The sequence below is a fragment of the Bradyrhizobium sp. 179 genome, from assembly GCF_023073535.1.
Classification (GTDB): domain Bacteria; phylum Pseudomonadota; class Alphaproteobacteria; order Rhizobiales; family Xanthobacteraceae; genus Bradyrhizobium.
The window spans coordinates 91,595-114,533 of record NZ_JADPJR010000028.1; the positions used below are offsets into that span (position 1 = coordinate 91,595).

Here is a 22,939-nt window from a genome sequence, read left to right on the forward strand (position 1 = left end):
AGAGGCTGCGAGCTGCAATCGCAGCATTCAATCCAAACCATAACGCTACGCCAGTCCAAACCAGGGTCGTCGTCATGATGTGCTCCCGTCAAAAGCAGGCAGGAGTCACTTGCGGTGATTTGCGCGAATCAGGGAAGTCCGGATGAGTACGGATCAAGATTTCCGTTTTGGGCATTGCCCGCCGCAAGAGTTGGGAGCCGCAGGTTTGCGGACTCCCGATCCAGCTCAAATCGCTTCGCCGCGTGCGCCTGCAGCCGCGTTGCGGATGGCCGCGATGTTGGTCTTGTAGGCCTCCTGCGTGCCGCCCCTGAACACGGAGGTGCCGGCGACGAAGGCGTTGGCGCCGGCGGCCGCGAGCGCGCCGGCAACGTCAGGACCAACACCGCCATCGACCTCGATGTCGATCGGGCGTCCCGCAATCATCGCGCGGATGTCGCGGATCTTGCCGATCGCGGAGGGGATGAAGGCCTGGCCGCCGAAGCCGGGATTGACCGACATCACCAGCACGAGGTCGACCAGGTCGAGGACGTATTCGAGCGCGCTGATCGGCGTGCCTGGGTTGAGCGACACGCCCGCCTTCTTGCCGAGGCCGCGAATGGCCTGGAGTGAACGGTGCAGATGGGGACCTGCCTCCGCATGCACCGTGATGTGGTCGCAGCCGGCTTTCGCGAAAGCCTCAAGATAGGGGTCGCAGGGCGAGATCATCAGATGCGCGTCGAAGATCTTCTTCGTATGCGGGCGCATCGCCTTGATGACCTCGGGACCGTAGGAGATGTTGGGAACGAAGTGTCCATCCATCACATCGAGATGGATCCAGTCGGCGCCTGCCGCGTCCACCGCGCGCACCTCCTCGCCGAGCCTTGAGAAGTCGGAGGCCAGGATCGAGGGCGCGATGGCCAGGGGACGGGGGGCGAAAGCTTGGGTCATGGCGCGTTTTCCGGGTGGCGGCCGAAGAAGAATGGCCTCGCCTAACATGGGCCTCTGCGGCGGGCAATGCAGGGGGAGGCTGCTTCCTGTGGGCGGAAATTTCTGCCGCGACCGGCACGAATTGCCGGTGTTCCCGGGCCGTGCAAGGCGCAGCGAAGGCGGATTTTGTTGAGCTTTTCACGCTGGCACGACGCTTGCTGACGTCGTCGGAACATTGGCCGCGGCATGCCGCATCGCTTGGAGTTGTGCAATGTTGTTTGCCCTTGGCGCGGTATCGAGTGCGCTCGACGCGATCCAGTCGTTGACGAACTCGAAGTCGTCGTCGGCAACGCAGAAGGCCGGGTCGACGCATAAGATCGGAACTTCGCAAGGCGCGACCAACCCGTTCGCGATCGACAGCAGCAGCATGACGACCTCGTTGGTCGGCTCAGCCAGTCCGCCACAGATCGCGCCCGTGACCATGACGGCGCTGCTCGCCGCGCAGAGTCAGTCGACCGATGGTGCGAGCGGCGCGACCGGTTCGACCTCATCGAGTTCGGCGCACTCGACCTCGAAGGGCCGGGAGGCGGCGCTGAAAGATCTGTTCTCGCAGATCGATGCGGACGGCGACGGCAAGATCACCAAGGCCGAGTTCGATGACGCGCTCAGTGCCGGCGGCACCAATCTCGCAGGCCGATGACGTGTTCTCGAAGATGGATGCAAATTCGGATGGCAGCATCAACCTCGGCGAAATGACGAAGGCGCTGACGAGCGGTCATGGCCGCCATCAGGCGCAAGGCGCCAGCGGATCGGGCGATGCGTCGGGCGGCGGATCGGAGTCCGCGTCGAAGGCAAGCAGAGGATCGACCTCGACGACGACCAATGCCGATGGCTCGACCATCACGACCGTCACCTATGCGGACGGCTTCAAGATGTCGACGATGGTCCCTGGCGCGTCCCGCTCGTCAACCGCGAATGGTGGCGGCAATTCGCCGTATGACTGGTTGGGGCAGATGATGCAGCGCTAGGCGCAGACCGCGTCCACCGCTTCCTCGACGTCAATGAGCGTGTGAGCGGGATCCAGGCTAGAGCATGATCTGGGAAAGCGTGTAGCGGTTCTCCGAATAGATCATGCTCAACCAATAACCCAAAGCGCAATGACGATTCATCCTGATCTCATCGCGCTTTAGCCTGCGTATTCGTGGGTAATGTCACGATAGGCATAGCGATCGCGGATTTCGCGGTTGAAGAACGACCCCTTTGAGCGGGCCTGACTGAACGCGGCCGCGACATCGGCCGGAACGTCCTCGTAGACATACAGGCGACCGCTGACGAAAGTCACCTTCAGCTCACGCGTATCGGGCGCATAGCGAAAGAAGCGGATCACTGACGACGGCATGACGGTGCACCTTGGCCCCGTCGGAATAACGCTATCTCAGTCGTTTCGTTGCTCTCCGAAGCGATCGTTCCACGCCGGCTGCGCCCCGGCGAACGGCAGGGCCGTCGCGCCGTAAACGCCGCGGGCGATGGCGCGCGCGACCACGTTGGCTGCGACCGTGCCGAGTTCGGTGAGGCCGACCAGGGGCTCGATCGGTTTCACGCAGGTCGCGGCGGCGAACAGCACGTCGCCGTCGGTCGGCGCATGCACCGGATAGATCGCGCGGGCAAAGCCGGTATGCGCGATCATCGCCAGCCGCTTGGCCTGGGGCTTGGTCAGCACCGCGTCGGTGACGACGATGCCGATCGTGGTATTCTCGCGCGCGCTCGCGGCAGGACCGCCCTTGATGCGCATGCGGAGCATGTCGTCGGTGAACTTGTCCGGCAGGCCGCGCCCGCCGAATTCGCCGTCCACCTCGAACGGCGCCGCCCAGAACCACGGTCCGTTGCCGACGGTGACGCTGCCCACCGCGTTGACGGCGACGATCGCCGCGACCTTGGCGCCCTCGGGCGTCACCGCCGAGGCCGAGCCCAGCCCGCCCTTGAACGTCGCGGTGGTGGCACCGAGGCCGGCGCCGACGCTGCCGAGCGCGAAGTCCGTGTCGGCGGCGGCTGCCGCGGCGTAGCCGAGCTCGCGATAGGGCGAGAAGCGACCCCAGGCCTTGTCGCCGCCGTTGAGGAGGTCGAACAGGATCGCGCCCGGCACGATCGGGATCAGCGCTTCGCGAACCCGGTGGCCGCGGCCCTGCTCGGCGAGCCAGGCCTGCACGCCGCCGCCGGTATCGAGGCCAAAGGCGGAACCGCCCGACAGCGCGATGGCGTCGACGCGCTCGATGGTGTTGGCAAGATCGAGCAATGCCTCCTCGCGTGTGCCGGGTCCGCCGCCGCGAACATCGATCGCGGCGATCGCGGGAGAATCGAAGATGACCGCGGTCGCGCCAGAGGCGACTTTTGCGTCTTCGGCATGGCCGACGCGGACGCCGGCAACGTCTGTGAGGAGATTCTTCAAACTGGCCTCGCGAGCTGAGAGGAGTTCGCATCTGCGATAGCGCAGAGACGTCGCAGGCTCAACTGGCGAGGGCCGCCCTGAGCATCTTGGCGAGCTCGGATTTGCGGTAGGGCTTGGCCAGCAGCAGCACGCCGGAATCGAGCCGGCCGTGATGGACGATGGCGTTCTCAGTGTAGCCCGAGGTGAATAGCGTCTTCAGGTCGGGGCGGAGCTTGTGCGCTTCGTCGGCAAGCTGGCGGCCGTTCATGTTGCCCGGCATGATGATGTCGGTGAAGAGCAGGTCGATGGTCTTGTCGCTGTCGATGATGGCGAGGGCCTCGGCGCCGCTGGCGGCCTCGAGCGCGGTATAGCCGAGGCTTCTGACCTGCGTCACAACATATTGCCGCACCAGGGCGTCGTCCTCGACGATCAGGATCTTCTCATTGCCACCTGCGATCGGCGCATTCTGGAGCGCCTCGAACGCGGTCTCCTGCACTCCGGTCGAGCGCGGCAGGTAGATCTTCACGCTGGTGCCGTGGCCTTGCTCGCTGTAGATCTTGATGTGGCCGCCCGACTGCTTAACGAAGCCGAACACCATGCTCAAGCCCAGGCCGGTGCCCTTGCCGACCTCCTTAGTGGTGAAGAAGGGATCGAATACCCGGTCGATCAGGTCCGGCGGAATTCCGCTGCCGGTGTCGCTGACGGCGATCATTACGTAATTGCCGGCGACCACGTCGGGATTCATACTGGCATAGCCGTCGTCGAGGAAGATGTTGCGCGTCTCCAGCACCAAGGTGCCGCCGTCGGGCATGGCATCGCGCGCGTTCAATGCGAGATTCAGGATCGCGGTGGAGAGCTGGCCCGGATCGACCAGCGCGGGCCAGGCGTCCTCGGTGAGCTGCGGCAAGATCGTGATCTGCTCGCCCAGGGTCGGATGCAGCAGCTTGGCAGCTTCGAGCACCAGTGCATTGACGTCGATCTCGCGCGGTTGGAGCGGCTGCTTGCGCGCGAAGGCGAGCAGGTGCTTGGTCAGTTGCGCGCCGCGTTCAGCCGCATCGTCGATCAACTTGGTGATGGCGGCAAGCTCCGGCCTGTCGGCGACGGCGTCGCTGAGAATGCCGATCGTGCCCGTGATGACGGTCAGCACGTTGTTGAAGTCGTGAGCGACGCCGCCGGTCAACTGGCCGATCGAATCCATCTTCTGGACCTGCCGGAGCTGGGCCTCGGCGGCCTGCTTGTCGGTGAGGTCGCGGCCGATGAAGAAATGGCGTTTCACCGGCTCCGACCAGGTGCCCATCCAGTTCAGCGTGACCTCGTGACCGTCGTAATGGTAGTAGCGCGCCTCGAAGCTGCGCTTGACCGCGCCACGCCGGGCTGCGCGCATCTCGCTCCGCGTCTTCTCGAGATCGTCAGGATGGATGAACTCGGTCGCGCTGTGCCCGACCATGTCCTCAGGGCTGTAGCCGAGAATGTTCTTCACGCTCGGGCTGACCTGGACGAAATTGCCATAGCCGTCGGTGACCAGGATCAGGTCCTGCGATGTCTCGAAGATGCGCTGGCGTTCTTCAGTCTCGCGGCGCAGCTTCTCTCTCGCCTGCTTCTCTTCGGTAATGTCGTGGGCGATCTTGGAGGCGCCGATGATCTCGCCCTGATCTGTGCGCAGGGGGGAGATATTCAGGACGACGTCGAGTGGGCGTCCGTCTTTTCGGATGCGGACCGTCTCGTGCTGGGCGATCGACTCGTTGCTGGCGACACGATTGAGGATGCTCCTGACTTCGCCCTTGCGGTCCGGCGGCACGATGATGTCGATTGGCTGGCCGACGGCCTCCGCAGCGGAATAGCCGAACAGATGTTCGGCGGCCTTGTTCCAGCCTGTGATGATGCCGTCGAGCGTTTTCGTGATGATGGCGTCGTTGGAGGACTCGATCACCGCGCCATACAGCGCGAGGCGCTTGCCGTAATAGTCGCGTTCCGAAGCCGATTGCTGGCGCAACCTGCCGACGAGGCCCATCGTGTGCGCCTGAAGACGGACATTCTCGATGAGGAGCACCGCGAGCACGAAGGTTGCTGCGGCGAGGCCGTAGAGCCGGCCGGCATAAAAGCCGAGGTCGAAGCGCGCGACGTTGACGATCGCCGACAGCGCGATGTCGAACAGCCAGGCGCACATGACGACCATGAGCCAGACGTCGATCACCGTATGCGGTCTGCGGAACCAGAGCGAGACAAGCGCGGCAAAGCTCAGCGACCACACGAAGGACACGACGCCGATCATGGTCGGCGTGTAGTGGCCGTCGCGCAGCAGGACCGGCAACACATCGTGTTGCGCGGTGACGATCCAGGTGAAGACGGCGATCGCGACGATGATTCCGAGCACGCAGGCATAGATCGCACTGCTCGTCGCACCCCGAACCTGGGGGCCCCCGTCCTTTTCCTTCAGCCAGGCATAGCCCAGCACACATAGCGGGAAGACGCCGTGCCAGACCATGTAGAGCCAGACCGTGGTTTGCCGGCCCGCGCCGAAGAGCCCGGTCGGTGTGAACAGGCCGGGGAAGGTGAGGGCATGGACCAGTGCCGCCGCGGCGGTGAAGAGATAACCGGTCGCGAGCCATAGCAATGCACGAGTCCGCAAGACTGCGAATTGCGACAGCAGCAGCACTGCCGTGACGGTGTCGCTGACGGCGAGCGCCGATTGGTAACTCGCGACGAAGGCGGGGACCGGCAGTAGCGGGATACCCGCGTAGGGCACAGCCGCCGCGAACAGGATCGAGGACACGCCGACAATCGTCAATGCCGCAGCGCGGTCGGTCGAGGTGGCCGGCAGGGTCGAAAGAAATGTGCTTCGGTCGATCGTTGCAGGCACGTCCACCTCTCGCAAGTCGATCTTGAGCTGGTCGGTCTTGTGCTGGTCGGTCTTGAGCTGGGTCTTGAGCATCTCCGCTGGTCTCATTCGGCTGCGAGCCCGTTCATGGTAGCGGGGTTCTGGCGCTCATCGTGAATGGAACCGGTTTACGACTCAACCGAGGGTTACAGCTTACTTAATTCTGGAGAGAACGCGGAGCAGGGATGGGTAAGATGCGCTTTACTGGACGGTGTCATAATGCCCCTCCGCCGCGGCGGGTTCCAAGTTTAAATCAGACGATTTGATTTCGATATCGAGAGTTGTCCCATGCGCCGCGTTCTCGTCATCGACGACCAAAAGGACGTCCGCGCGATGGTCGCGATCGTGCTTCGGGTCAATGGTTTCGAGGTCGTGGAGGCCGAAAGCGGTGCGGCCGGGCTGAAAGCCTTCGCGGAAAGCCCCTTTGACGCGGCGATCGTCGACATCTTCCTCGGTGATACCAACGGCCTGGATGTCATCGCGACCCTGCGCGAGCGCGCGCCTGCGCTCCCCGTCATTGCGGTGTCCGGAGTGACGACGCTCGATTTCATGGACCAATCGCCCCACCTCGCCAATGTGGTCTGCCTGCAAAAGCCGTTTCGACCGAATGATCTCCTGCAAGCTCTGCGAAAGGCCGAGGCGGCGCCCGGCGGCGAACTGCCGGCCGCCGTCTGACCTCACGCAAGAAGAACGCCCCGGGGCGAGCCGGGGCGTGGTGATGATTGGTCGGTCTGAGGCCACCGGCGGGGTTAGGTGCCGTTGCCCCTGATCTCGGCGTAACCGCCCTTGGCATCCCATTTGTAGACGACGTAGTCGATCTGCTTGATGTCGCCCTTGGCGTCATACTCGATCGGGCCGATCACGGTGTCCCACTTGCCGGCCTTGATCGTCTCCATGACCTTCTTGGCGTCGGTGGTGCCGGCCTTCTTGGCCGCCTGCGACCAGACCTGCATCGCCGCGTAGGTGTAGAGCGTGTAGCCCTCGGGATCGATACCCTTGGCCTTGAACGCCTCGACGATCTTCTTCGCCGTCGGCTTGTTGCGCGGATCGGGGCCGAAGGTGAACAGCGTGCCTTCGCCGGCCGGACCGGTGATCGAGGCGTACTCCTTGTCGGCGAGCGCGTCGCCGGCCATTAGCACGGTCTTGAGGCCCTGATCGCGCATCTGACGCAGGATCAGGCCGCTCTCCTGATGATAGCCGCCGACATAGACGAGATCGATGTTGTCGCGCTTCAGGCGTGAGACGATGGCGTTGAAGTCTTTGTCACCCTTGTTGTAGGACTCGTACATCTTCTCGGTGATGCCGGCCTTGTTGAGCGCCTTCTTGGTTTCGTCGGCAAGACCCTTGCCGTAGGTGGTCTTGTCGTTGAGGATCGCGATGTTCTTGCCCTTGTAATTCTTGGCGATGTATTGCGCCGCGATCAGGCCTTGCTGGTCGTCGCGGCCGCAGACGCGCGCCACGTTCCAGAGCTTGCGCTCGGTGAACAGCGGGTTGGTCGAGGCCGGCGTGATCTGGAGCACGTTGCCGTCGGCATAGGCTTCCGAAGCCGGGATCGACGAGGACGAGCAATAATGCCCGGCCACGAACGGGATTTTCGCGCCGGCGATCTTCTCGGCGATCGAGCGCGCCTGCTTCGGATCGCAAGCGTCGTCCTCGACGGATAGGGCCAGCTTCTTGTCGTTGAGACCGCCGGCGGCGTTGATGTCGGCCACGGCCATCTCGGCGCCATTCTTCATCTGGCGGCCGAAGGCGGACTCGCCGCCGGTCATCGGGCCTGCGACTGCGACGGTGACATCCTGCGCGAATGCCGCGCTCGAGAGCGCGAGCGATGCGCCGAATGCCAGACCGATGAGCTTCAGTGATTTCATGAGATACCTCGCGGGTGGTCGCCTGTGGAAGTTGCCGGGCTTGCCCGGTTCAAACCGGCGCCATTCTCGAATGAATTTGAGGAGAAGTCACCGGCAAAATACGGGCATCGGCGGAGATATCTCGCCACATTCGGCCCGCACGTGGGTCTGCCCTTGTCCGGCTTCGGCCGGCGTCAGCCGCGCCGGCCGCCTTCGAGGTAGGCGGCGCGAATCTCGGGGCGCTGCAACAACTCGGCGCCGGTGCCGGCCAGGGTGATCAGGCCATTGACCATGACATAGCCGCGATGGGCGAGCTTGAGCGCATGGTTGGCGTTCTGCTCGACGATCAGAACGGTCAGACCATCCTGTCGGTTCAGGGTGCGGATCGCATCGAAAATCTGACGGGCGATCAACGGAGCCAACCCGAGCGAGGGCTCGTCGAGCAGGAGCAGGCGGGGGCGGCTCATCAGCGCGCGGCCAATTGCCAGCATCTGCTGCTCGCCGCCGGACAGGGTTCCACCGCGCTGGGCATAGCGTTCCTTCAGCCGCGGAAACAGCGTGAACACGCGCTGGAGCGTCACCTCGCGCTCCACATCCGTGCATTCAGTGGCATCCGCTCCCATCTGAAGGTTTTCCGCAACGCTCATCCGCGGGAAGATGCGGCGGCCTTCCGGCGATTGCGCGATGCGCAAATGCGCGATCTCGTGGGTGGGAACGTCGGTGATATCGCGGCCTTCGTACAGGATCTGGCCGGCACGGGCGCGCGGCTTGCCGAAGATCGTCATCATCAGGGTCGACTTGCCGGCGCCGTTGGCGCCGATCAGGGCAACGATCTCGCCGGCATTGATCTCGACGTCGACGCCCTTCAGCGCCTCAATCTTGCCGTAGGCGGCGCGAAGGCTGCGGATCGCGAGCAGGGGAGTGGGCGCAGACGTCACGTCCCGCCCTCCATCACAGCCACCGCCTCGTCCTCGTCGGCGCCGAGATAGGCGGCGATCACCTTGGGATCGTCGCGGACGTCGCGCGGGGAGCCTTCCGCGATCTTGACGCCATGGTCCATCACCACGATGTGGTCGGAGATTTCCATCACCACCGACATGTCGTGCTCGATCAGCAGGATCGAGGTGCCGAGCTCGTCGCGGATCGAGAGCAGGAGCTCGCTCAAGGCCGCGCTCTCGCGTGCATTGAGGCCAGCGGCGGGTTCGTCCAGGCACAATAGCGCGGGCTCGGTGCACATCGCGCGGGCGATCTCGAGCCGACGCTGGTCGCCATAGGCGAAATTGCCGGCAGCGTCGTCGGCGCGCTCGAGCAGGTTGACCCGCCGGAGCCAGTCGGTGGCGAGATCAATCGCGCGCTTTTCGGCGTCGCGGTAGGCGGGCACGCCGAGGAGACCGAGGAGCGTGAAGCCGGATGCGCGCATCAGCGCGTTGTGCTGCGCCACCATCAGGTTCTCCAGCGCGGTCATGCCGGGAAACAGGCGAATGTTCTGAAAGGTGCGCGCGACCTTGGCCTGCTTGGCGATGCGGAAATCGTTCAGGCTCTCCAGTGCGATCAGCTTGCCGTCGTCATGCTTCAGGCGGATGCTGCCGCCGCTCGGCTTGTAGAAGCCGGTGATGCAGTTGAAGACGGTGGTCTTGCCGGCGCCGTTCGGGCCGATCAATGCGGTAATCTTCTTTCGCTCCGCCGAGAGCGACAGGTCCTGCACGGCGACGATGCCGCCGAAGCGCATGGTGAGCCGGTCGACGCTGAGAATCTGGTCGCCGCTCATCCGTGCCCTTCCTTGACGAGATCGGAGGAGATCGCGTGCGCCTTGGTCAGATACACGGTGGGGGCGCGATGGCCGATCAGGCCGCGCGGCCGCCAGATCATGATCAGCACCATCGCCATGCCGAACACCAGCATGCGGTAAGTCTCAAGGCTGCGGAACAGCTCGAAGCCGCCGATCATGGCGAGCGCCGCGAGCGCGACGCCGAGCTGCGAGCCCATGCCACCGAGCACGACGATGGCGAGCACCAGCGCCGATTCCTGGAAGGTGAAGGATTCCGGGCTGATGAAGCCCTGGCGCGTGGCGAAGAACGCGCCGGCGAAGCCGCCGAACATGGCGCCGGTCGCAAATGCCGTGAGCTTGGTGGTCGTGGTGTTGATGCCGAGCGCGCGGCAGGCGACCTCGTCCTCGCGCAAGGCTTCCCAGGCCCGCCCGATCGGCAGGCGGCGCAGGCGAATCGTGACCCAGTTGGTGAGAAGCGCCAGCGCCAGGATCAGATAGAACAGGAAGACGATGCGGTGGGTCGGCGAATATTCGATGCCGAGCTTGGCAGCTAGCCCGTCGTCGCTGTTGTCGAGCGGGATGCCGAAGAAAGAAGGCCGTGGAATGCCCGAGACGCCGTTGGGGCCGCCAGTGAGCTCCTGCCAATTGATGATGACGAGGCGGATGATCTCGCCGAAGGCGAGTGTCACGATCGCGAGATAGTCGCCGCGCAGGCGCAGGACGGGGAAGCCGAGCAGCACGCCCCAGAATGCGGCGAGGATGCCGGCGAGCGGCAGGCAGATCCAGAACGACCAGCCGAAATTGGTGGCGAGCAGCCCGTAGGAATAGGCGCCGACGGCATAGAAGGCGACGTAGCCGAGATCGAGCAGGCCGGCGAGGCCGACCACGACGTTCAACCCCCAGCCCAGCATGACATAGGTGAGCACGAGGATCGCGAGGTCGAGGATGTAGCGCTGGTTATAGAAGATCACGGGCACCAGCAGCGTGAAGATCAGGAGCGCCGGCGCGAGGTAGCGGCCGATGAAGGATATGCCGCTCTGCACCGCCGGGGGCACCAGCTTCTCGGCACCGCTCGAGCCGATCCATTGCCGCAATAGCTCCATCACGATCGAGCCGCCGAACACCACGGCGACGAGCGAGGCGACCTCGCCGAATCGCGTCCAATAGGTGAGCTGGCCGGAGGATCCTGCCTCGGTGCGCACGCCGACCATCAACGAGAACAGCACGAGTGCGATCAGCGCGCTAAGGAAGGATTTCTTCAAAATGTAGGAGATGCCTGCTGGGCGATGGTCGGACATGGTCGAGGGAGTCGTCACGCGGGCCGGTCCGTCAGACTTTTTCGACTTCGGGACGGCCGAGCAGGCCGGTCGGCATGAAGATCAGCACGACAATCAGGATCGAGAACGCGGCGACGTCCTTGTACTCCACGGAGAAATAAGCCGACCAGAACGTCTCGATCAGGCCGATCGCAAGTCCGCCGAGCATGGCGCCGGGCAGCGAGCCGATGCCGCCGAGCACGGCGGCAGTGAAGGCTTTGATGCCGGCGACAAAGCCCATGAAGAAATCCACCAGGCCATAATAGAGCAGGTACATCAGGCCTGCGACCGCGGCGAGCGCGGCGCCGATCACGAAGGTCATGGAGATGGTGCGGTCGACGTCGACGCCGAGCAGCGCCGCCATGGTCTGGTCCTGTTCGCAGGCGCGCATGTCGCGTCCGAGACGGGTGCGTGAGACGAGCCAGGTGAAGATCGCCAGCAGCGCGATGGTGGTGATGACCACCATGATCTGGATGTTGGAAAGCTGGATGACGAAGCCGTCCGGGCTCTCATGCAGCGTGTAGCCGCCGGTGATGAAAGGTGGGATCGGCTTGACGCGCGCGCCTTGCGCCACCTGCGAGTAGTTGGTCAGCACGAAGGACATGCCAATCGCCGACAGCATCGGGGCGAGGCGGAAGGAATGACGCAGCGGCCGGTAGGCGATGCGCTCGATGGTCCAGCCGTAGAGCGCGGTGATCACCATCGAGACCAGCAGAACCACGAGCAGGATCACCGGGATTGCGGTGAGGCCGAGCGAGATCAGGATCAGGAAGGTGATCAGCGCAATGAAGCCGCCGATCATGAAGACGTCGCCATGGGCGAAGTTGATCATGCCGACGATGCCGTAGACCATCGTGTAGCCGATCGCGATCAGGCCGTAAATCGAGCCCAGGACGAGACCGTTGATAAGCTGCTGGGCGAAATAATCCATGGGCTGCCGTTACCAAACCTGACGCGGCTCAAAGGGAGCTCTTCGAGAGAGAGGTCGCAAGTTCTCCTCGGGCCCCGGCAGCCCTTGAGCGTTCTTCCAGTTTGTAACAGGAGGGAACTGGACGCTGCAACTGGCCAGATCTCGACATCCAGGCTTGTACAGAGGTCATTTTCGCCTTCGGCTCCCTCGAACAGCGAGGAATCGGGTTCCTGAGCAACCAAAATGGAGCGCGGCCGTTGTCTCGCCTCTGACGTTCAACAAGGGAGTTCCCCCTAATGACGAAGCAGCAGAACCAGAATCCGGGTCAGCAGAGTCAGAACCCCGGCCAGCGCACGCCTCAGCAACAGCAAGGCGGCGGCCAGAAACCCGGACAGCAGCAGCAGGATCCGATGCGCCAGGGCGACCGGCCCGGTCAGCAACAGGGTCAGGACAAGTAGTTTGGGAGCCCAGACGTGAAGAGGGGCCCTGCCGTAAGGCGGGGCCTTTTTTGTGGGCGCCCGGTCCGCCGGGCGGTTAAGGTAAACAAAGGGTTTAAATTGCCGCCACACTCTGATGCGAGTTAGCTCCGGCAAAGCCATTGCCTTCCGTTGAGGGCCTTCGGCAAAGCAAGCGGGAAGCGGCATGTTCAGGAATTGGCGGATCGGCTCGGTCAACGGCGCGCTGCTGGCGGCCTACTTCATCCCGGCCTGGACGCTGGTGGCCTTCAACATCATGGTCGCACCGGTGCACGGCCTCTACGAGCGGCCGAGCGTCGCGGTCGCCCTGTTCCTCAGCGACCATCTCGACATGGCGGGGATGAGCACGGTGCGGGCCGCCTGGCTGCTGGCCCTGGGACGGCTGACCGTCGTGGCGTTCTTTCTGATCTATCTCGCGCTGCTCTGCATCCGCCGCACGCGGAAGAATGGCGGCAGTGACGAGGCGCTCGGCATTGCCCTGGCGATCGGCAGTCTGATCTCGTTTGCCAGCATGGTGATGGCCTCGAAGGTCGGCGAGATGGCCGCGCTCCGGCTGCACGCGACCGAGCTTCTGCTTCTGCTCGGCGCGGCCATCGTCGTGGTGGTCGAGAAGCCGGCGGCAGCGCCGAAGACGGTCGAGATCGCCGCTCCCCTAGGTCTTGAGCAGGCCGAGCTCCTGCACAATCGCTGAGGCTTCCTTCACGGCGTGGTTCGCCGCCGGGACGCCGCAATAGATCGCCTGCTGCAGCAGGATTTCCTTGATGTCGTCGGGGGTGAAGCCGCCTTCGGCGAGCGCCGCACGCACATGCAGGCGGAATTCGTCCCATTGCCCGAGCGCGACCATGGTGCCGATCACCAGCACCCGTCGCGTGCGCTCGTCGAAATGCGGCCGCGTCCAGATCTCGCCCCAAGCGTAGCGGGTGATCAGGTCCTGGAAGTCGGTGTTGAAGGCGTTGCGGCTGGCGATCGACTTTTCGACCCAGGCATTGCCCAGTACCTTTCGGCGTACATTCATGCCGGCATCGCGGCGGTTCTGGTCGTCCATATCTATCCTCCTCTCTGTCATTGCGAGCGCAGCGACAGCAATCCAGAATCTTTCCGCGGAGACAGTCTGGATTTGCTTCGCTGCGCTCGCAATGACGCGTGGTGAGATCAGCGCTGCGTCAAAAATCCCACCACGGCATCTGTAAACGCGTGCGGCTGCTCGACGTTGGAAATGTGGGCGGCATCGATGATGGTCATGCCGGCGCCGGGAATGTTCGAGCGGATCAGCTCGCCCGCCGAGATCGGCGTCGCCATGTCATGGCGGCCGGCGATCACCAGCGTCGGGCTCTTGATCTTGGGAAGCAGCGCGCGATGGTCCAGTGTCGACAGCGCCTCGCAGCAGGCGAGATAGCCCTCGACGGGCGAAGCAAGCAGCATCGACTTCATCGTCGCGGTGATCTCGGGCTCGCGCTCGCGGAAGTCCTGGGTCAGCCAGCCTGCAATGACGGCATCGGCGACCGCCGCGATGCCACCCTTCTTCACAGCGTCGATGCGCTCCAGCCATTTGGTCGGTTCGGCATAATAGCAGGAGGTGTTGGCGAGGATGATCTTGCCGAAGCGTTCCGGGGCGTTCGCGCCCAGCCATTGTCCGACCATGCCGCCCATCGACAGGCCGCACCAATGCACCTTCTCGATGTTGAGATCGTCGAGGATCGCGAGCACGTCGCGGCCGAAGCGCTCCATCGTGTAGGGACCAGGCGGAACGTTGGACTTGCCATGGCCGCGGCGGTCGTAGCGGATGACGCGGAACACCTGCGTCAGCGCCTTCATCTGCGGCTCCCACATTTGCAGCGTGCAGCCCAGCGAGTTGGAGAGCATCAAGGTCGGGCCGCCGTCGCGGCCTTCGACCGAGACGTTGAGCAGGCAACCGTCGGCATCGATCATGGGCATGCGGCGTCTCCGTCGGATTCGCGGTGCTTATTCGCGATCGAGGCTGTCGAGCAGCCGGTCGATCAGCGCTTGGGAAGCTCCTTGATAGGCCATCGGCTCGAACAATGCCGCAATTTTTTCCGGCGGCAGATGAGCGGTCACAAGCGAATCAGCCGACAGTACCTCGCGCAAATGCTTCTTCTCGGCGACCGCGCGCTTGCTGGCGGCCTCAACGAGATGATGGGCATCGCTCTTGCCGATCTTCTCTGCCAGTGCAAAGGTGACCGCTTCCGCCATGATCAGGCCGTGCGTCGCATCGAGATTGCTGCGCATGCGCGCGGTGTCGACGTCAAGGCCCTCGGCGATATCAACGACGGCGGCAAGCGCGCCCGAGGTGACCAGCATCAATTGCGGCAGCGTCGGCCATTCCGCATGCCAGGGGCCGGCGCTGCGTTCGTGGTCCTGCACCTGCGCGGCAAAAATGGTCGCGGCGAGTTGCGGGGCCATGGTCGCCGCGCCGAGCGCGCTGGCGGCGGCGACTGGGTTGCGCTTGTGCGGCATAGTCGAGGAGCCGCCGCGGCCTTCGCCGGCGGGCTCGAACGCTTCGGCAACGTCGGTCTGCATCAGCAGCGAGACGTCGCGAGCGATCTTGCCGCAGCTGCCGGCGAGAATCGCAAGGCAGGACGCGGCTTCCGCGATGCGGTCGCGATGGGTGTGCCAGGGCGCATCCGGCAATGGCAGGTTCAGCTCCTGCGCCAGCCGCTCTGCAACAGCGAGTCCCTTGTCGCCGAGCGCGGCGAGCGTGCCAGCGGCGCCGCCGAATTGCAGCGCGAGACCCTCGCGGGAGAGCCGCCTGAGGCGGCAGCGGCTGCGGGCAAGGCTTGCGGCGTATTCGGCAGCCTTCAGCCCGAACGGCATCGGCAGCGCGTGCTGGAGCCAGGTGCGCGCGACCATTGCGGTGGCGCGATGGGCGCGCGCCAATGCGGCAAGACCCTTGATGGCGCGGTTGAGGTTCGCGTCCAGCGCACCGATGCCGGCGCGCAGCGTGAGCATGGTCGCGGTGTCGATGACGTCCTGGCTGGTCGCGCCCCAATGCACGTAACGCGCGGCCTCCGCATCGGCCCTGCCGACATTGGCGGTCAGCGCCTTGACCAGCGGAATCGCGAGATTGCCTGATCGCGTCGCGGCCTCGGCCAGGACTGCCATATCAAAGGAATCAGCCTTGCAGGCGGACGCGATCGGCTCCACCGCGGATGGGGGAATCACACCTGTGGCGGCTTCGGCCCGTGCCAGAGCTGCCTCGAAATCGAGCATGTTCTGGAGGGTCGACCGATCGTCGCAGACCGCGCGCATGGCGGCGCTTGACAGCATCGGCGCGAGCAGGGGGGAGAGGGATGTGCTCATATTGTGCGGGACCTAACCACCATGGCCCGCCTGTGCCAATCCCAAACCATCGGCGCAAGCTTTTTGCAGTTGCGAATATGCATTGCACGTGACCGGGGGCCGCCCTTTCCTTTACGGCGTTCGTGCGTTACTTGAGCAGCATTATAGTTGTGCGATCCGGGAGGCACCCATGGCCATGACGATGAACGGCGAAGTCCAGCTTGCGGCGCCGCGCGAGGCCGTGTGGGGCAAGCTCAACGACCCCGAGGTGCTGAAGGCCTGCATCCCCGGCTGCGAGGAGCTGGAGAAGACCGACGACGGCGGCTTTCGCGCAACGGCGAAAATGAAGGTCGGCCCGGTGTCCGCGCGCTTCAAGGGCAAAGTCATGCTCTCCGATCTCGACCCGCCCAACGGCTACAAGATCTCCGGTGAGGGTGAGGGCGGGGTGGCCGGCTTCGCTAAGGGCGGCGCGGCCGTCAGGCTCGCGGAGAAGGACGGCGGCACACTGCTCTCCTACGACGTCGAGGCGCAGATCGGCGGCAAGTTGGCGCAGCTCGGCCAGCGCCTGATCAATGGCGCCGCCAAGAAGCTGGCCGACGAATTTTTCGCGAACTTCGCCAAGGCGGTACAGGGCTGAAGGCTATCGCCTTTGGGCATGGCGCCTTGCGTCCGGGGCGATGTTGCCCCCGGGCATAATGGCCCATATGATGGGTCGGAATAATTATAAGAACCGCTTCGATGGGACCCGTCGGGGCGCTGATAGAGAGTGCTTATGGCAAAAATCTCCCTCATCGTGAACGGCAATCCGGTCACGGCCAATGTCGATCCCCGCACCCTTCTGGTGCAGTTCCTGCGCGAGAATCTGCGGCTGACCGGGACCCATGTCGGCTGCGACACCTCGCAGTGCGGCGCCTGCGTCGTGCATCTCGACGGCAAGGCCGTGAAGTCCTGCACCACGCTGGCGGTGATGGCCGATGGCCACGAGGTCAAAACGATCGAGGGGCTCGCCGCGGATGGCGCGCCGTTGCATCCGATGCAGGAGGCCTTCCGCGAACATCATGGCCTGCAGTGCGGCTTCTGCACGCCCGGCATGATCATGACCGCAATCGACATCGTGCATCGCAAGGGCCATGAGCTCGACGACCACACTATCCGCGAAGAGCTGGAAGGCAATCTCTGCCGCTGCACCGGCTATCAGAACATCGTCGCCTCGATCACCGCCGGTGCGAAGGCGATGGCCAAATCCGATCTCGCGTAGACCACGCGCGCATTCCGCGATCAGGACACACCCATGTATGAATTCAAATATCATCGCCCGGGCACCGTGCGCCAGGCGGCCAATCTCCTGGTGAAGAACGAAGACGCCAAGGTGATCGCCGGCGGCCACACGCTGATTCCCGTCATGAAGCAGCGCCTCGCCAGCCCGCCGCATCTGGTCGACCTCTCTCATATCGAGGGGCTCGACACGATCGAGATGAAGGGGCGCTCGCTGGTGATCGGCGCCACCGCCAAGCATGCCGAGGTAGCAAGCTCCCCGATCGTCGGCGAGGCGATCCCGGCGCTCGCCAACCTTGCGGGCGGAATCGGCGATCCCGCCGTGCGTCACAAGGGCACGATCGGCGGCTCGCTCGCCAACAACGATCCGACCGCGGATTATCCGGCCGCGGTCCTCGCGTTAGGGGCGACCATCGTCACCAATAAGCGCCGCCTGAAGGCGGAAGAGTATTTCCAGGGCCTGTTCTCGACCGCGCTGGAAGCCGACGAGATCATCACCAAGGTGATGTTTCCGCTGCCGAAGAAGGCGGCCTATGTCAAATTCCGCAACCAGGCTTCGCGCTACGCGCTGGTCGGCGTGTTCGTGGCGCGGCGTCCGTCGGACGTGCGCGTCGCCGTCACCGGTGCCGGCTCCGAAGGCGTGTTCCGCGTCACCGCCTTCGAGGAGGCCCTGAAGAAGCGCTTCTCGTCGAAGGCGCTTGACGGCATCGTGATGCCGCCCCAAGGCCTCAACAGCGACATCCACGGCAGCGCCGAGTACCGTGCGCATCTCATCGGCGTGCTGACGCGCCGCGCCGTCGATGCCGCCAATGCCAAGGAATGAGCTGACCTCATTCCGCGGCCCAAACTGTCCCCGGTGAGGGCGTAGTGAGACTGGCTTTTTCATGACTTCAGCGGCCAATTCTTCCGGTGCTTTGCCGGCATCGGTCGATGCGATGCTCGAACTCCTGACCTCGCGCGGCTACCTCGCCGAGCGGTCGCTGGCCACGGTGACCTATCTGTCGCTGCGCATGGGCCGGCCGCTGTTCCTGGAAGGCGAGGCCGGCGTCGGCAAGACCGAGATCGCCAAGGTGCTTTCGGCGGCGCTGGGGCGGAAATTGATCCGCCTTCAGTGCTACGAGGGCCTTGACGTCTCCTCCGCGGTCTATGAGTGGAACAGCGCCGCGCAGATGATCGCAATCCGGATGGCGGAAGCGGCCGGCGACACCGATCGCGACCAGCTATCGAGCGACATCTTCGCGGACCGTTACATGATCAAGCGGCCGCTCCTCCAGGCGCTGGAGCCCGACGTCGCGGGTCCGCCGGTGCTGCTGATCGACGAACTCGACCGCGCCGACGAGGCGTTCGAGGCGTACCTGCTCGAAATCCTCAGCGACTTCCAGGTGACGATCCCCGAATTCGGCACCGTGAGGGCGCCGCACCCGCCGATCGTCATCATCACCTCCAACCGCACCCGCGAGATCCACGACGCGCTGAAGCGGCGCTGTCTCTATCACTGGGTGGATTATCCCGCCGCCGAGCGGGAGCTCGCGATCGTCAAGACGCGCGTGCCCGGCATCTCGGCGAAGCTTTCGCAGCAGGTCGTACGCTTCGTCCAGGCGCTGCGCAACCAGGACTTCTACAAGTCGCCGGGTGTCGCCGAGACCATCGATTGGGCCACCGCTTTATCGGAGCTCGACGCCCGCTCGCTGACCCCGCAAGTGGTCGGTGATACGCTGGGCGCGCTGCTCAAATACCAGGACGACATCACCCGGATGCAGGGCGATGCCATGCAGAAGGTGCTGAAGGACGCCACGAGCGAGTCGTAGGGGCCGTCGTTCCGGGGCGCGACGCAGTCGCGAACCCGGAATCTCGCGCCGCAATCTCTGGATTCCGAGTTCGCCGCTTGAGCGGCGCCCCGGAATGACGGAGAGAGGGATTAGGCCATGGCTATCAACCATCTTGCCCCCGAGCAGACCGAGCAGTTCGCCGACAATATCGTCGGTTTTGCCCGCGCGCTGCGTGCGTCGGGAATGCCGGTGGGCCCAGGCGCCGTCATCGATGCCATGAGCGCGCTCCAGGTGATCGATATCGGCAGCCGCACCGATGTCTTCGCCACGCTTGAGGCCATCTTCGTCAAGCGCCACGAGCATGCGCTGATCTTCAAGCAGGCTTTCAACCTGTTCTTCCGCGCCTCCGAGGAGTGGAAGCACATGCTGGATTCGGTGCCGCTGCCGGAGCAGGCCAGGAAGAAGCCGCAGGCAGGCTCCCGCCGCGTGCAGGAGGCGATGTCGCAGCCGCGCATGACGGAGACGCCGCAGCACCAGGAGCAGGATCTGCGCCTGTCGGTCTCCGACAAGGAGATCCTCCAGAAGAAGGACTTTGCGCAGATGAGCGCGGCCGAAATCGCTGAGGCGCTTCGCGCCGTCGAGCGGATGCGGCTGCCGCAAGCCGAGCTCCTGACGCGCCGGCGCCGGCCCGATGCACGCGGGCTACGCCTCGACCTGCGCCGCACGCTCCGAGCATCTTTACGCACTGGCGGCGACATCATCGACATCCATCGCCTTGGACGGATCGAGAAGCCCGCGCCGATCGTTGCGCTGCTCGATATCTCGGGCTCGATGAACGAATACACCCGCCTATTCCTGCATTTTCTCCATGCCATCACCGATGCGCGCAAGCGCGTCTCGGTATTCCTGTTCGGCACCCGGCTGACCAACGTCACCCGCGCCCTGCGCCAGCGCGACCCTGATGAGGCGCTGGCGAGCTGCTCGGCCTCGGTCGAGGATTGGGCCGGTGGCACGCGGATCTCTGCCTCGCTGCACAACTTCAACAAATTGTGGGCGCGGCGCGTGCTGAGTCAGGGTGCCATTGTGCTGCTGATCTCCGACGGGCTGGAGCGAGAGGCCGATTCCAAGCTGGCCTTCGAGATGGACCGGCTGCACCGATCCTGCCGGCGGCTGATCTGGCTGAACCCGCTGCTCCGGTTCGGCGGTTTCGAGGCCAAGGCGCAGGGCATCAAAATGATGCTCCCCCACGTTGACGAATTCCGCCCGGTACATAATTTGAGTTCGATCCAGGAGCTGATCACCACGCTCTCCCAGCCGCTGCCGCCGCATCACCGCAGCCTGATCCGCTCCGCAGCTTGAGAGGCCACCCATGCTCGATCGCGACGAGGATATTCTGAAGGCGGCGGAGGACTGGCAGAAGGCGGGCCGTGGGGTTGCGCTCGCCACCGTCGTGGAGACCTGGGGCTCGGCGCCGCGTCCGGCGGGCTCGAGTCTCGTCATTAATGACGAGGGCACGTTCTTGGGCTCCGTCTCCGGCGGCTGCGTCGAGGGCGCCGTGGTCACCGAAGCCATGGACGTGATCGAGAGTGGCAAGCCCAAGATGCTGGAGTTTGGCGTGGCCGACGAGACCGCCTGGAATGTCGGGCTGTCCTGCGGCGGCACCATCCGCGTCTTCGTCGAGAAGGTCGGCTAGCCGTGAAGCTCGCGATCCTGCACGAACTCAACGCCGAGCGCGCCGCGCGCCGGCCGGTTATTCTGGTGACGGACACCGAAAGCGGCGAGCAGCGCCTGGTGAAGGCGAAGGACTTTGCCAAAGATCCGCTGCGCGCAGAGCTGGAAAAGCAGCTTCGCACGGGCAAGAGCGCCAATGTCGAGGCCGGCGGCAAGAAGCTGTTTCTCAACGTCTATGCGCCGACCGCCAAGCTCGTCATCGTCGGCGCGGTGCATATCAGCCAGGCCTTGGCGCCGCTGGCGCGCTCGCTTGGCTACGACGTCACTGTGGTCGATCCACGCACGGCATTTGCAAGCCCTGAGCGCTTCCCCGATATTCCGCTGATCGCCGAATGGCCCGACACCGCGCTGCCGCCGCTCAATGTCGATGCCTACACCGCCTTCGTCGCGGTAACGCACGATCCCAAGATCGACGATCCCGCGCTGCTGCACGCCTTCGAGCGCAATTGCTTCTACATCGGTGCGCTCGGCTCGCGGAAGACGCACGCCAAGCGCGGCGACCGGCTGCGGGCGCAGGGCGCGAAAGAAAGCGACATCGCGCGCATCCATGCGCCCATTGGCCTGGCGATCGGCGCGGTCTCGCCGGCCGAGATCGCGGTGGCGATCATGGCCGAGATCACGGCGGTGTTGCGCCTGCCTCCGAAAGAAAAAGAAGAAGCGGCATGAAGTTCGGCCCGGCGAGTCCGAGGGATGCGATCGGTGGGGTGACCGTCCACACCCTGCGGCAGGGACCGCTGGTGCTCAAGAAAGGCACGACGATCGGCCCCACCGAGGTCGAAGCGCTGGAGCGCGCCGGCATCAAGGAGATTGTCGTGGTGCGCATGGAGCCGGGCGACGTCTCCGAGGACGTTGCGGCCGCCAGCATCGCGCTTGCCGTCGGCGGCGAGGGCATCCAGGTCGAGCGCGCCTTCACCGGCCGCGCCAATTTGTTCGCCGCGCGGGCGGGCGTGCTGGTGATCGACCGCGCCGCGGTCGACCGCATCAACAATGTCGACGAGGCCATCACCTTTGCCACGCTGCAGGCGTTCAAGCCGGTGGTCGAGGGCGAGATGGTCGGCACCGTCAAGATCATCCCGTTTGGCATCGGGGAGAGTTTGCGCGATGCCGCGGTGAAGGCCGCCGGCAAGGACGTTCTCAGAATCGCCCCTTACGTCATCAAGCGTGTTGGGGTGGTCTCGACTCTCCTGCCGGGCCTGTCTTCCAAGGTTATCGACAAGACGCTGCGCGTCACTGCCGAGCGCCTTGCACCGGCCGGCGCCAGCATCATCGCCGAGCGGCGGGTCCCGCATGAGGAGCAGGCGCTGTCGGCTGCGATCAAGGAGTTGCTCGGGCTGGGCGCTGAGCTCGTGATCGTGTTCGGCGCGTCCGCCATCGCCGATCGCCGCGACGTGATTCCGGCGGCCGTCACCGGCATCGGTGGTGAGATCGAGCATTTCGGCATGCCGGTCGATCCCGGCAATCTGCTGCTGATCGCCCGCGCCGGCGAAGTCCCCGTGCTGGGCGCACCCGGCTGCGCGCGCTCGCCGGTCGAGAACGGTTTTGACTGGGTGCTAATGCGACTGCTCGCCGGCATCAAGGTGACGCGGTCCGAGCTGATGGGCATGGGCGTCGGCGGCCTCCTGATGGAGATCGTGACGCGGCCGCAGCCGCGCGCAAAACCCGACACCGAGGGCAACAGTCAGGTCGCCGCCATCGTGCTGGCGGCGGGCCGCTCCACCCGGATGGGCGGACCGAACAAGCTGCTCGCGGAGTTCGAAGGCAAGAAGCTGGTGCGGATCGCCACCGAGCAGGCACTGGCCTCCCGGGCATCCGAGGTGATCGTCGTCACCGGCCACCAGGCCGACCTGGTCGAGCAGGCGCTGCAAGGCCTGAAGGTCAAATTCGTCCGCAACCCGGATTTCGCCGGCGGCATCGCGAGCTCAGTCAAGGCCGGCATCGCGGCCGTGCCCGAGGCCTGCGATGGCGCCGTGGTTTGCCTCGGCGACATGCCGCTGATCGACGCCGGCCTGATCGACCGCCTCATCGACGGCTTTGCGCCGGACCGCGGCAACCTCATTGTCGTGCCCGTCAGCGAAGGCCGCCGCGGCAACCCGGTGCTGTGGTCGCGTCGCTTCTTCAAGGAGTTGATGACGCTCGATGGCGACGTTGGCGCGCGACACTTGATCGCCAAGCACACCGAAGCGGTGGCCGAAGTGCCCGTCGACGGCGAGAGCGCCTTCCTCGACATCGACACCCCGCAGGCCCTGGAAGCGGCACGGCGCGGATGACAGTGTCGTAGCAACCCTCGCAAGTCGCCCATTTCAACCACCCGTTCACCATCTGGAAACGACCGCCGCTTAGA

Annotated in this window: 24 protein-coding genes and 1 pseudogene; 12 read left to right on the forward strand and 13 right to left on the reverse strand. The window is 64.7% G+C overall.

Annotated elements, in window-relative coordinates:
- Positions 1-225: 225 nt before the first annotated feature.
- Positions 226-927, reverse strand: coding sequence for a ribulose-phosphate 3-epimerase (gene rpe / locus IVB12_RS06085; RefSeq protein WP_247296618.1), 702 nt, complete (start codon positions 925-927; stop codon positions 226-228).
- A gap of 177 nt (positions 928-1,104) precedes the next feature.
- The gene (locus IVB12_RS06090) at positions 1,105-1,335 is read right to left on the reverse strand and encodes a hypothetical protein (protein WP_247296709.1); all 231 of its coding nucleotides are present in this window, start codon (positions 1,333-1,335) and stop codon (positions 1,105-1,107) included.
- Here IVB12_RS06090 and IVB12_RS06095 point away from each other — a divergent pair.
- Positions 1,229-1,934 (forward strand): annotated as a pseudogene (locus IVB12_RS06095) (EF-hand domain-containing protein). The gene IVB12_RS06090 and the pseudogene IVB12_RS06095 sit on opposite strands and share 107 nt — an antisense overlap.
- Before the next feature lie 158 nt (positions 1,935-2,092).
- On the opposite strand, the gene IVB12_RS06100 reads toward IVB12_RS06095, so the two are convergent.
- From IVB12_RS06100 to IVB12_RS06110, 3 genes are read right to left on the reverse strand one after another with little or no spacing between them, the layout of a single operon-like run.
- Positions 2,093-2,305 (reverse strand): KTSC domain-containing protein, encoded by a 213-nt coding sequence (locus IVB12_RS06100; RefSeq protein ID WP_247296620.1) that lies wholly within the window; start codon positions 2,303-2,305, stop codon positions 2,093-2,095.
- A gap of 36 nt (positions 2,306-2,341) precedes the next feature.
- Positions 2,342-3,352: a P1 family peptidase gene (locus tag IVB12_RS06105; RefSeq protein WP_247296621.1), complete on the reverse strand. Its 1,011-nt coding sequence runs from the start codon at positions 3,350-3,352 to the stop codon at positions 2,342-2,344.
- A gap of 58 nt (positions 3,353-3,410) precedes the next feature.
- Positions 3,411-6,263: a PAS domain S-box protein gene (locus IVB12_RS06110; RefSeq protein WP_247296623.1), complete on the reverse strand. Its 2,853-nt coding sequence runs from the start codon at positions 6,261-6,263 to the stop codon at positions 3,411-3,413.
- A 234-nt stretch (positions 6,264-6,497) separates the two neighbouring features.
- Here IVB12_RS06110 and IVB12_RS06115 point away from each other — a divergent pair, with 234 nt between their 5' ends.
- Positions 6,498-6,884 (forward strand): response regulator, encoded by a 387-nt coding sequence (locus tag IVB12_RS06115; RefSeq protein WP_247296625.1) that lies wholly within the window; start codon positions 6,498-6,500, stop codon positions 6,882-6,884.
- 74 nt (positions 6,885-6,958) lie between these two features.
- On the opposite strand, the gene IVB12_RS06120 is transcribed toward IVB12_RS06115, so the two are convergent.
- From IVB12_RS06120 to IVB12_RS06140, 5 genes are all read right to left on the reverse strand, one after another.
- The gene (locus IVB12_RS06120) at positions 6,959-8,077 is read right to left on the reverse strand and encodes a branched-chain amino acid ABC transporter substrate-binding protein (RefSeq protein WP_247296628.1); all 1,119 of its coding nucleotides are present in this window, start codon (positions 8,075-8,077) and stop codon (positions 6,959-6,961) included.
- 173 nt (positions 8,078-8,250) lie between these two features.
- The gene (locus tag IVB12_RS06125; protein WP_247296630.1) at positions 8,251-8,994 is read right to left on the reverse strand and encodes an ABC transporter ATP-binding protein; all 744 of its coding nucleotides are present in this window, start codon (positions 8,992-8,994) and stop codon (positions 8,251-8,253) included.
- Positions 8,991-9,824, reverse strand: a complete 834-nt coding sequence (locus tag IVB12_RS06130; protein WP_247296632.1) for an ATP-binding cassette domain-containing protein — start codon at positions 9,822-9,824, stop codon at positions 8,991-8,993. Before IVB12_RS06130 ends, IVB12_RS06125 begins: the two co-directional genes overlap by 4 nt.
- The gene (livM, locus tag IVB12_RS06135; RefSeq protein ID WP_247280767.1) at positions 9,821-11,122 is read right to left on the reverse strand and encodes a high-affinity branched-chain amino acid ABC transporter permease LivM; all 1,302 of its coding nucleotides are present in this window, start codon (positions 11,120-11,122) and stop codon (positions 9,821-9,823) included. The genes IVB12_RS06130 and livM overlap by 4 nt, the downstream gene beginning before the upstream one ends.
- Before the next feature lie 31 nt (positions 11,123-11,153).
- Positions 11,154-12,071, reverse strand: coding sequence for a branched-chain amino acid ABC transporter permease LivH (locus tag IVB12_RS06140; RefSeq protein ID WP_247296635.1), 918 nt, complete (start codon positions 12,069-12,071; stop codon positions 11,154-11,156).
- Positions 12,072-12,346: 275 nt separating this feature from the next.
- Here IVB12_RS06140 and IVB12_RS06145 point away from each other — a divergent pair, with 275 nt between their 5' ends.
- Together IVB12_RS06145 and IVB12_RS06150 are read left to right on the forward strand one after the other, a co-directional pair.
- Positions 12,347-12,508: a hypothetical protein gene (locus IVB12_RS06145; protein WP_164934786.1), complete on the forward strand. Its 162-nt coding sequence runs from the start codon at positions 12,347-12,349 to the stop codon at positions 12,506-12,508.
- A gap of 184 nt (positions 12,509-12,692) precedes the next feature.
- On the forward strand, positions 12,693-13,217 hold the full coding sequence (locus tag IVB12_RS06150) for a hypothetical protein (protein WP_247296637.1): 525 nt from the start codon (positions 12,693-12,695) through the stop codon (positions 13,215-13,217).
- Here IVB12_RS06150 and IVB12_RS06155 read toward each other — a convergent pair.
- The 3 genes from IVB12_RS06155 to IVB12_RS06165 form a co-directional block, all read right to left on the reverse strand.
- The gene (locus IVB12_RS06155; protein ID WP_247296639.1) at positions 13,179-13,571 is read right to left on the reverse strand and encodes a carboxymuconolactone decarboxylase family protein; all 393 of its coding nucleotides are present in this window, start codon (positions 13,569-13,571) and stop codon (positions 13,179-13,181) included. The two genes, IVB12_RS06150 and IVB12_RS06155, sit on opposite strands and share 39 nt — an antisense overlap.
- Before the next feature lie 107 nt (positions 13,572-13,678).
- Positions 13,679-14,461: a 3-oxoadipate enol-lactonase gene (pcaD, locus tag IVB12_RS06160; protein WP_247296641.1), complete on the reverse strand. Its 783-nt coding sequence runs from the start codon at positions 14,459-14,461 to the stop codon at positions 13,679-13,681.
- 27 nt (positions 14,462-14,488) lie between these two features.
- The gene (locus IVB12_RS06165) at positions 14,489-15,844 is read right to left on the reverse strand and encodes a 3-carboxy-cis,cis-muconate cycloisomerase (RefSeq protein ID WP_247296643.1); all 1,356 of its coding nucleotides are present in this window, start codon (positions 15,842-15,844) and stop codon (positions 14,489-14,491) included.
- 169 nt (positions 15,845-16,013) lie between these two features.
- Here IVB12_RS06165 and IVB12_RS06170 point away from each other — a divergent pair, with 169 nt between their 5' ends.
- The 8 genes from IVB12_RS06170 to IVB12_RS06205 all read left to right on the forward strand — a co-directional run bounded on the left by IVB12_RS06170 (position 16,014) and on the right by IVB12_RS06205 (position 22,865).
- Positions 16,014-16,460, forward strand: a complete 447-nt coding sequence (locus IVB12_RS06170) for a carbon monoxide dehydrogenase subunit G (protein WP_247296645.1) — start codon at positions 16,014-16,016, stop codon at positions 16,458-16,460.
- Positions 16,461-16,595: 135 nt separating this feature from the next.
- Entirely contained in the window at positions 16,596-17,081 is a 486-nt protein-coding gene (locus IVB12_RS06175; RefSeq protein WP_247280731.1) for a (2Fe-2S)-binding protein, read from the forward strand.
- A 33-nt stretch (positions 17,082-17,114) separates the two neighbouring features.
- A complete protein-coding gene (locus IVB12_RS06180) occupies positions 17,115-17,921 on the forward strand; it encodes a xanthine dehydrogenase family protein subunit M (RefSeq protein WP_247296647.1) in 807 nt (268 codons plus the stop codon).
- 61 nt (positions 17,922-17,982) lie between these two features.
- Positions 17,983-18,906, forward strand: coding sequence for a MoxR family ATPase (locus IVB12_RS06185; protein ID WP_247296649.1), 924 nt, complete (start codon positions 17,983-17,985; stop codon positions 18,904-18,906).
- Positions 18,907-19,023: 117 nt separating this feature from the next.
- On the forward strand, positions 19,024-20,226 hold the full coding sequence (locus IVB12_RS06190; RefSeq protein WP_247296651.1) for a VWA domain-containing protein: 1,203 nt from the start codon (positions 19,024-19,026) through the stop codon (positions 20,224-20,226).
- A gap of 10 nt (positions 20,227-20,236) precedes the next feature.
- Positions 20,237-20,560 (forward strand): XdhC family protein, encoded by a 324-nt coding sequence (locus IVB12_RS06195; RefSeq protein WP_008564652.1) that lies wholly within the window; start codon positions 20,237-20,239, stop codon positions 20,558-20,560.
- Positions 20,561-20,562: 2 nt separating this feature from the next.
- A complete protein-coding gene (locus tag IVB12_RS06200; protein ID WP_247296653.1) occupies positions 20,563-21,264 on the forward strand; it encodes an XdhC family protein in 702 nt (233 codons plus the stop codon).
- Positions 21,261-22,865 (forward strand): molybdopterin-binding/glycosyltransferase family 2 protein, encoded by a 1,605-nt coding sequence (locus IVB12_RS06205; protein ID WP_247296655.1) that lies wholly within the window; start codon positions 21,261-21,263, stop codon positions 22,863-22,865. The genes IVB12_RS06200 and IVB12_RS06205 overlap by 4 nt, the downstream gene beginning before the upstream one ends.
- Positions 22,866-22,939 lie beyond the last annotated feature (74 nt).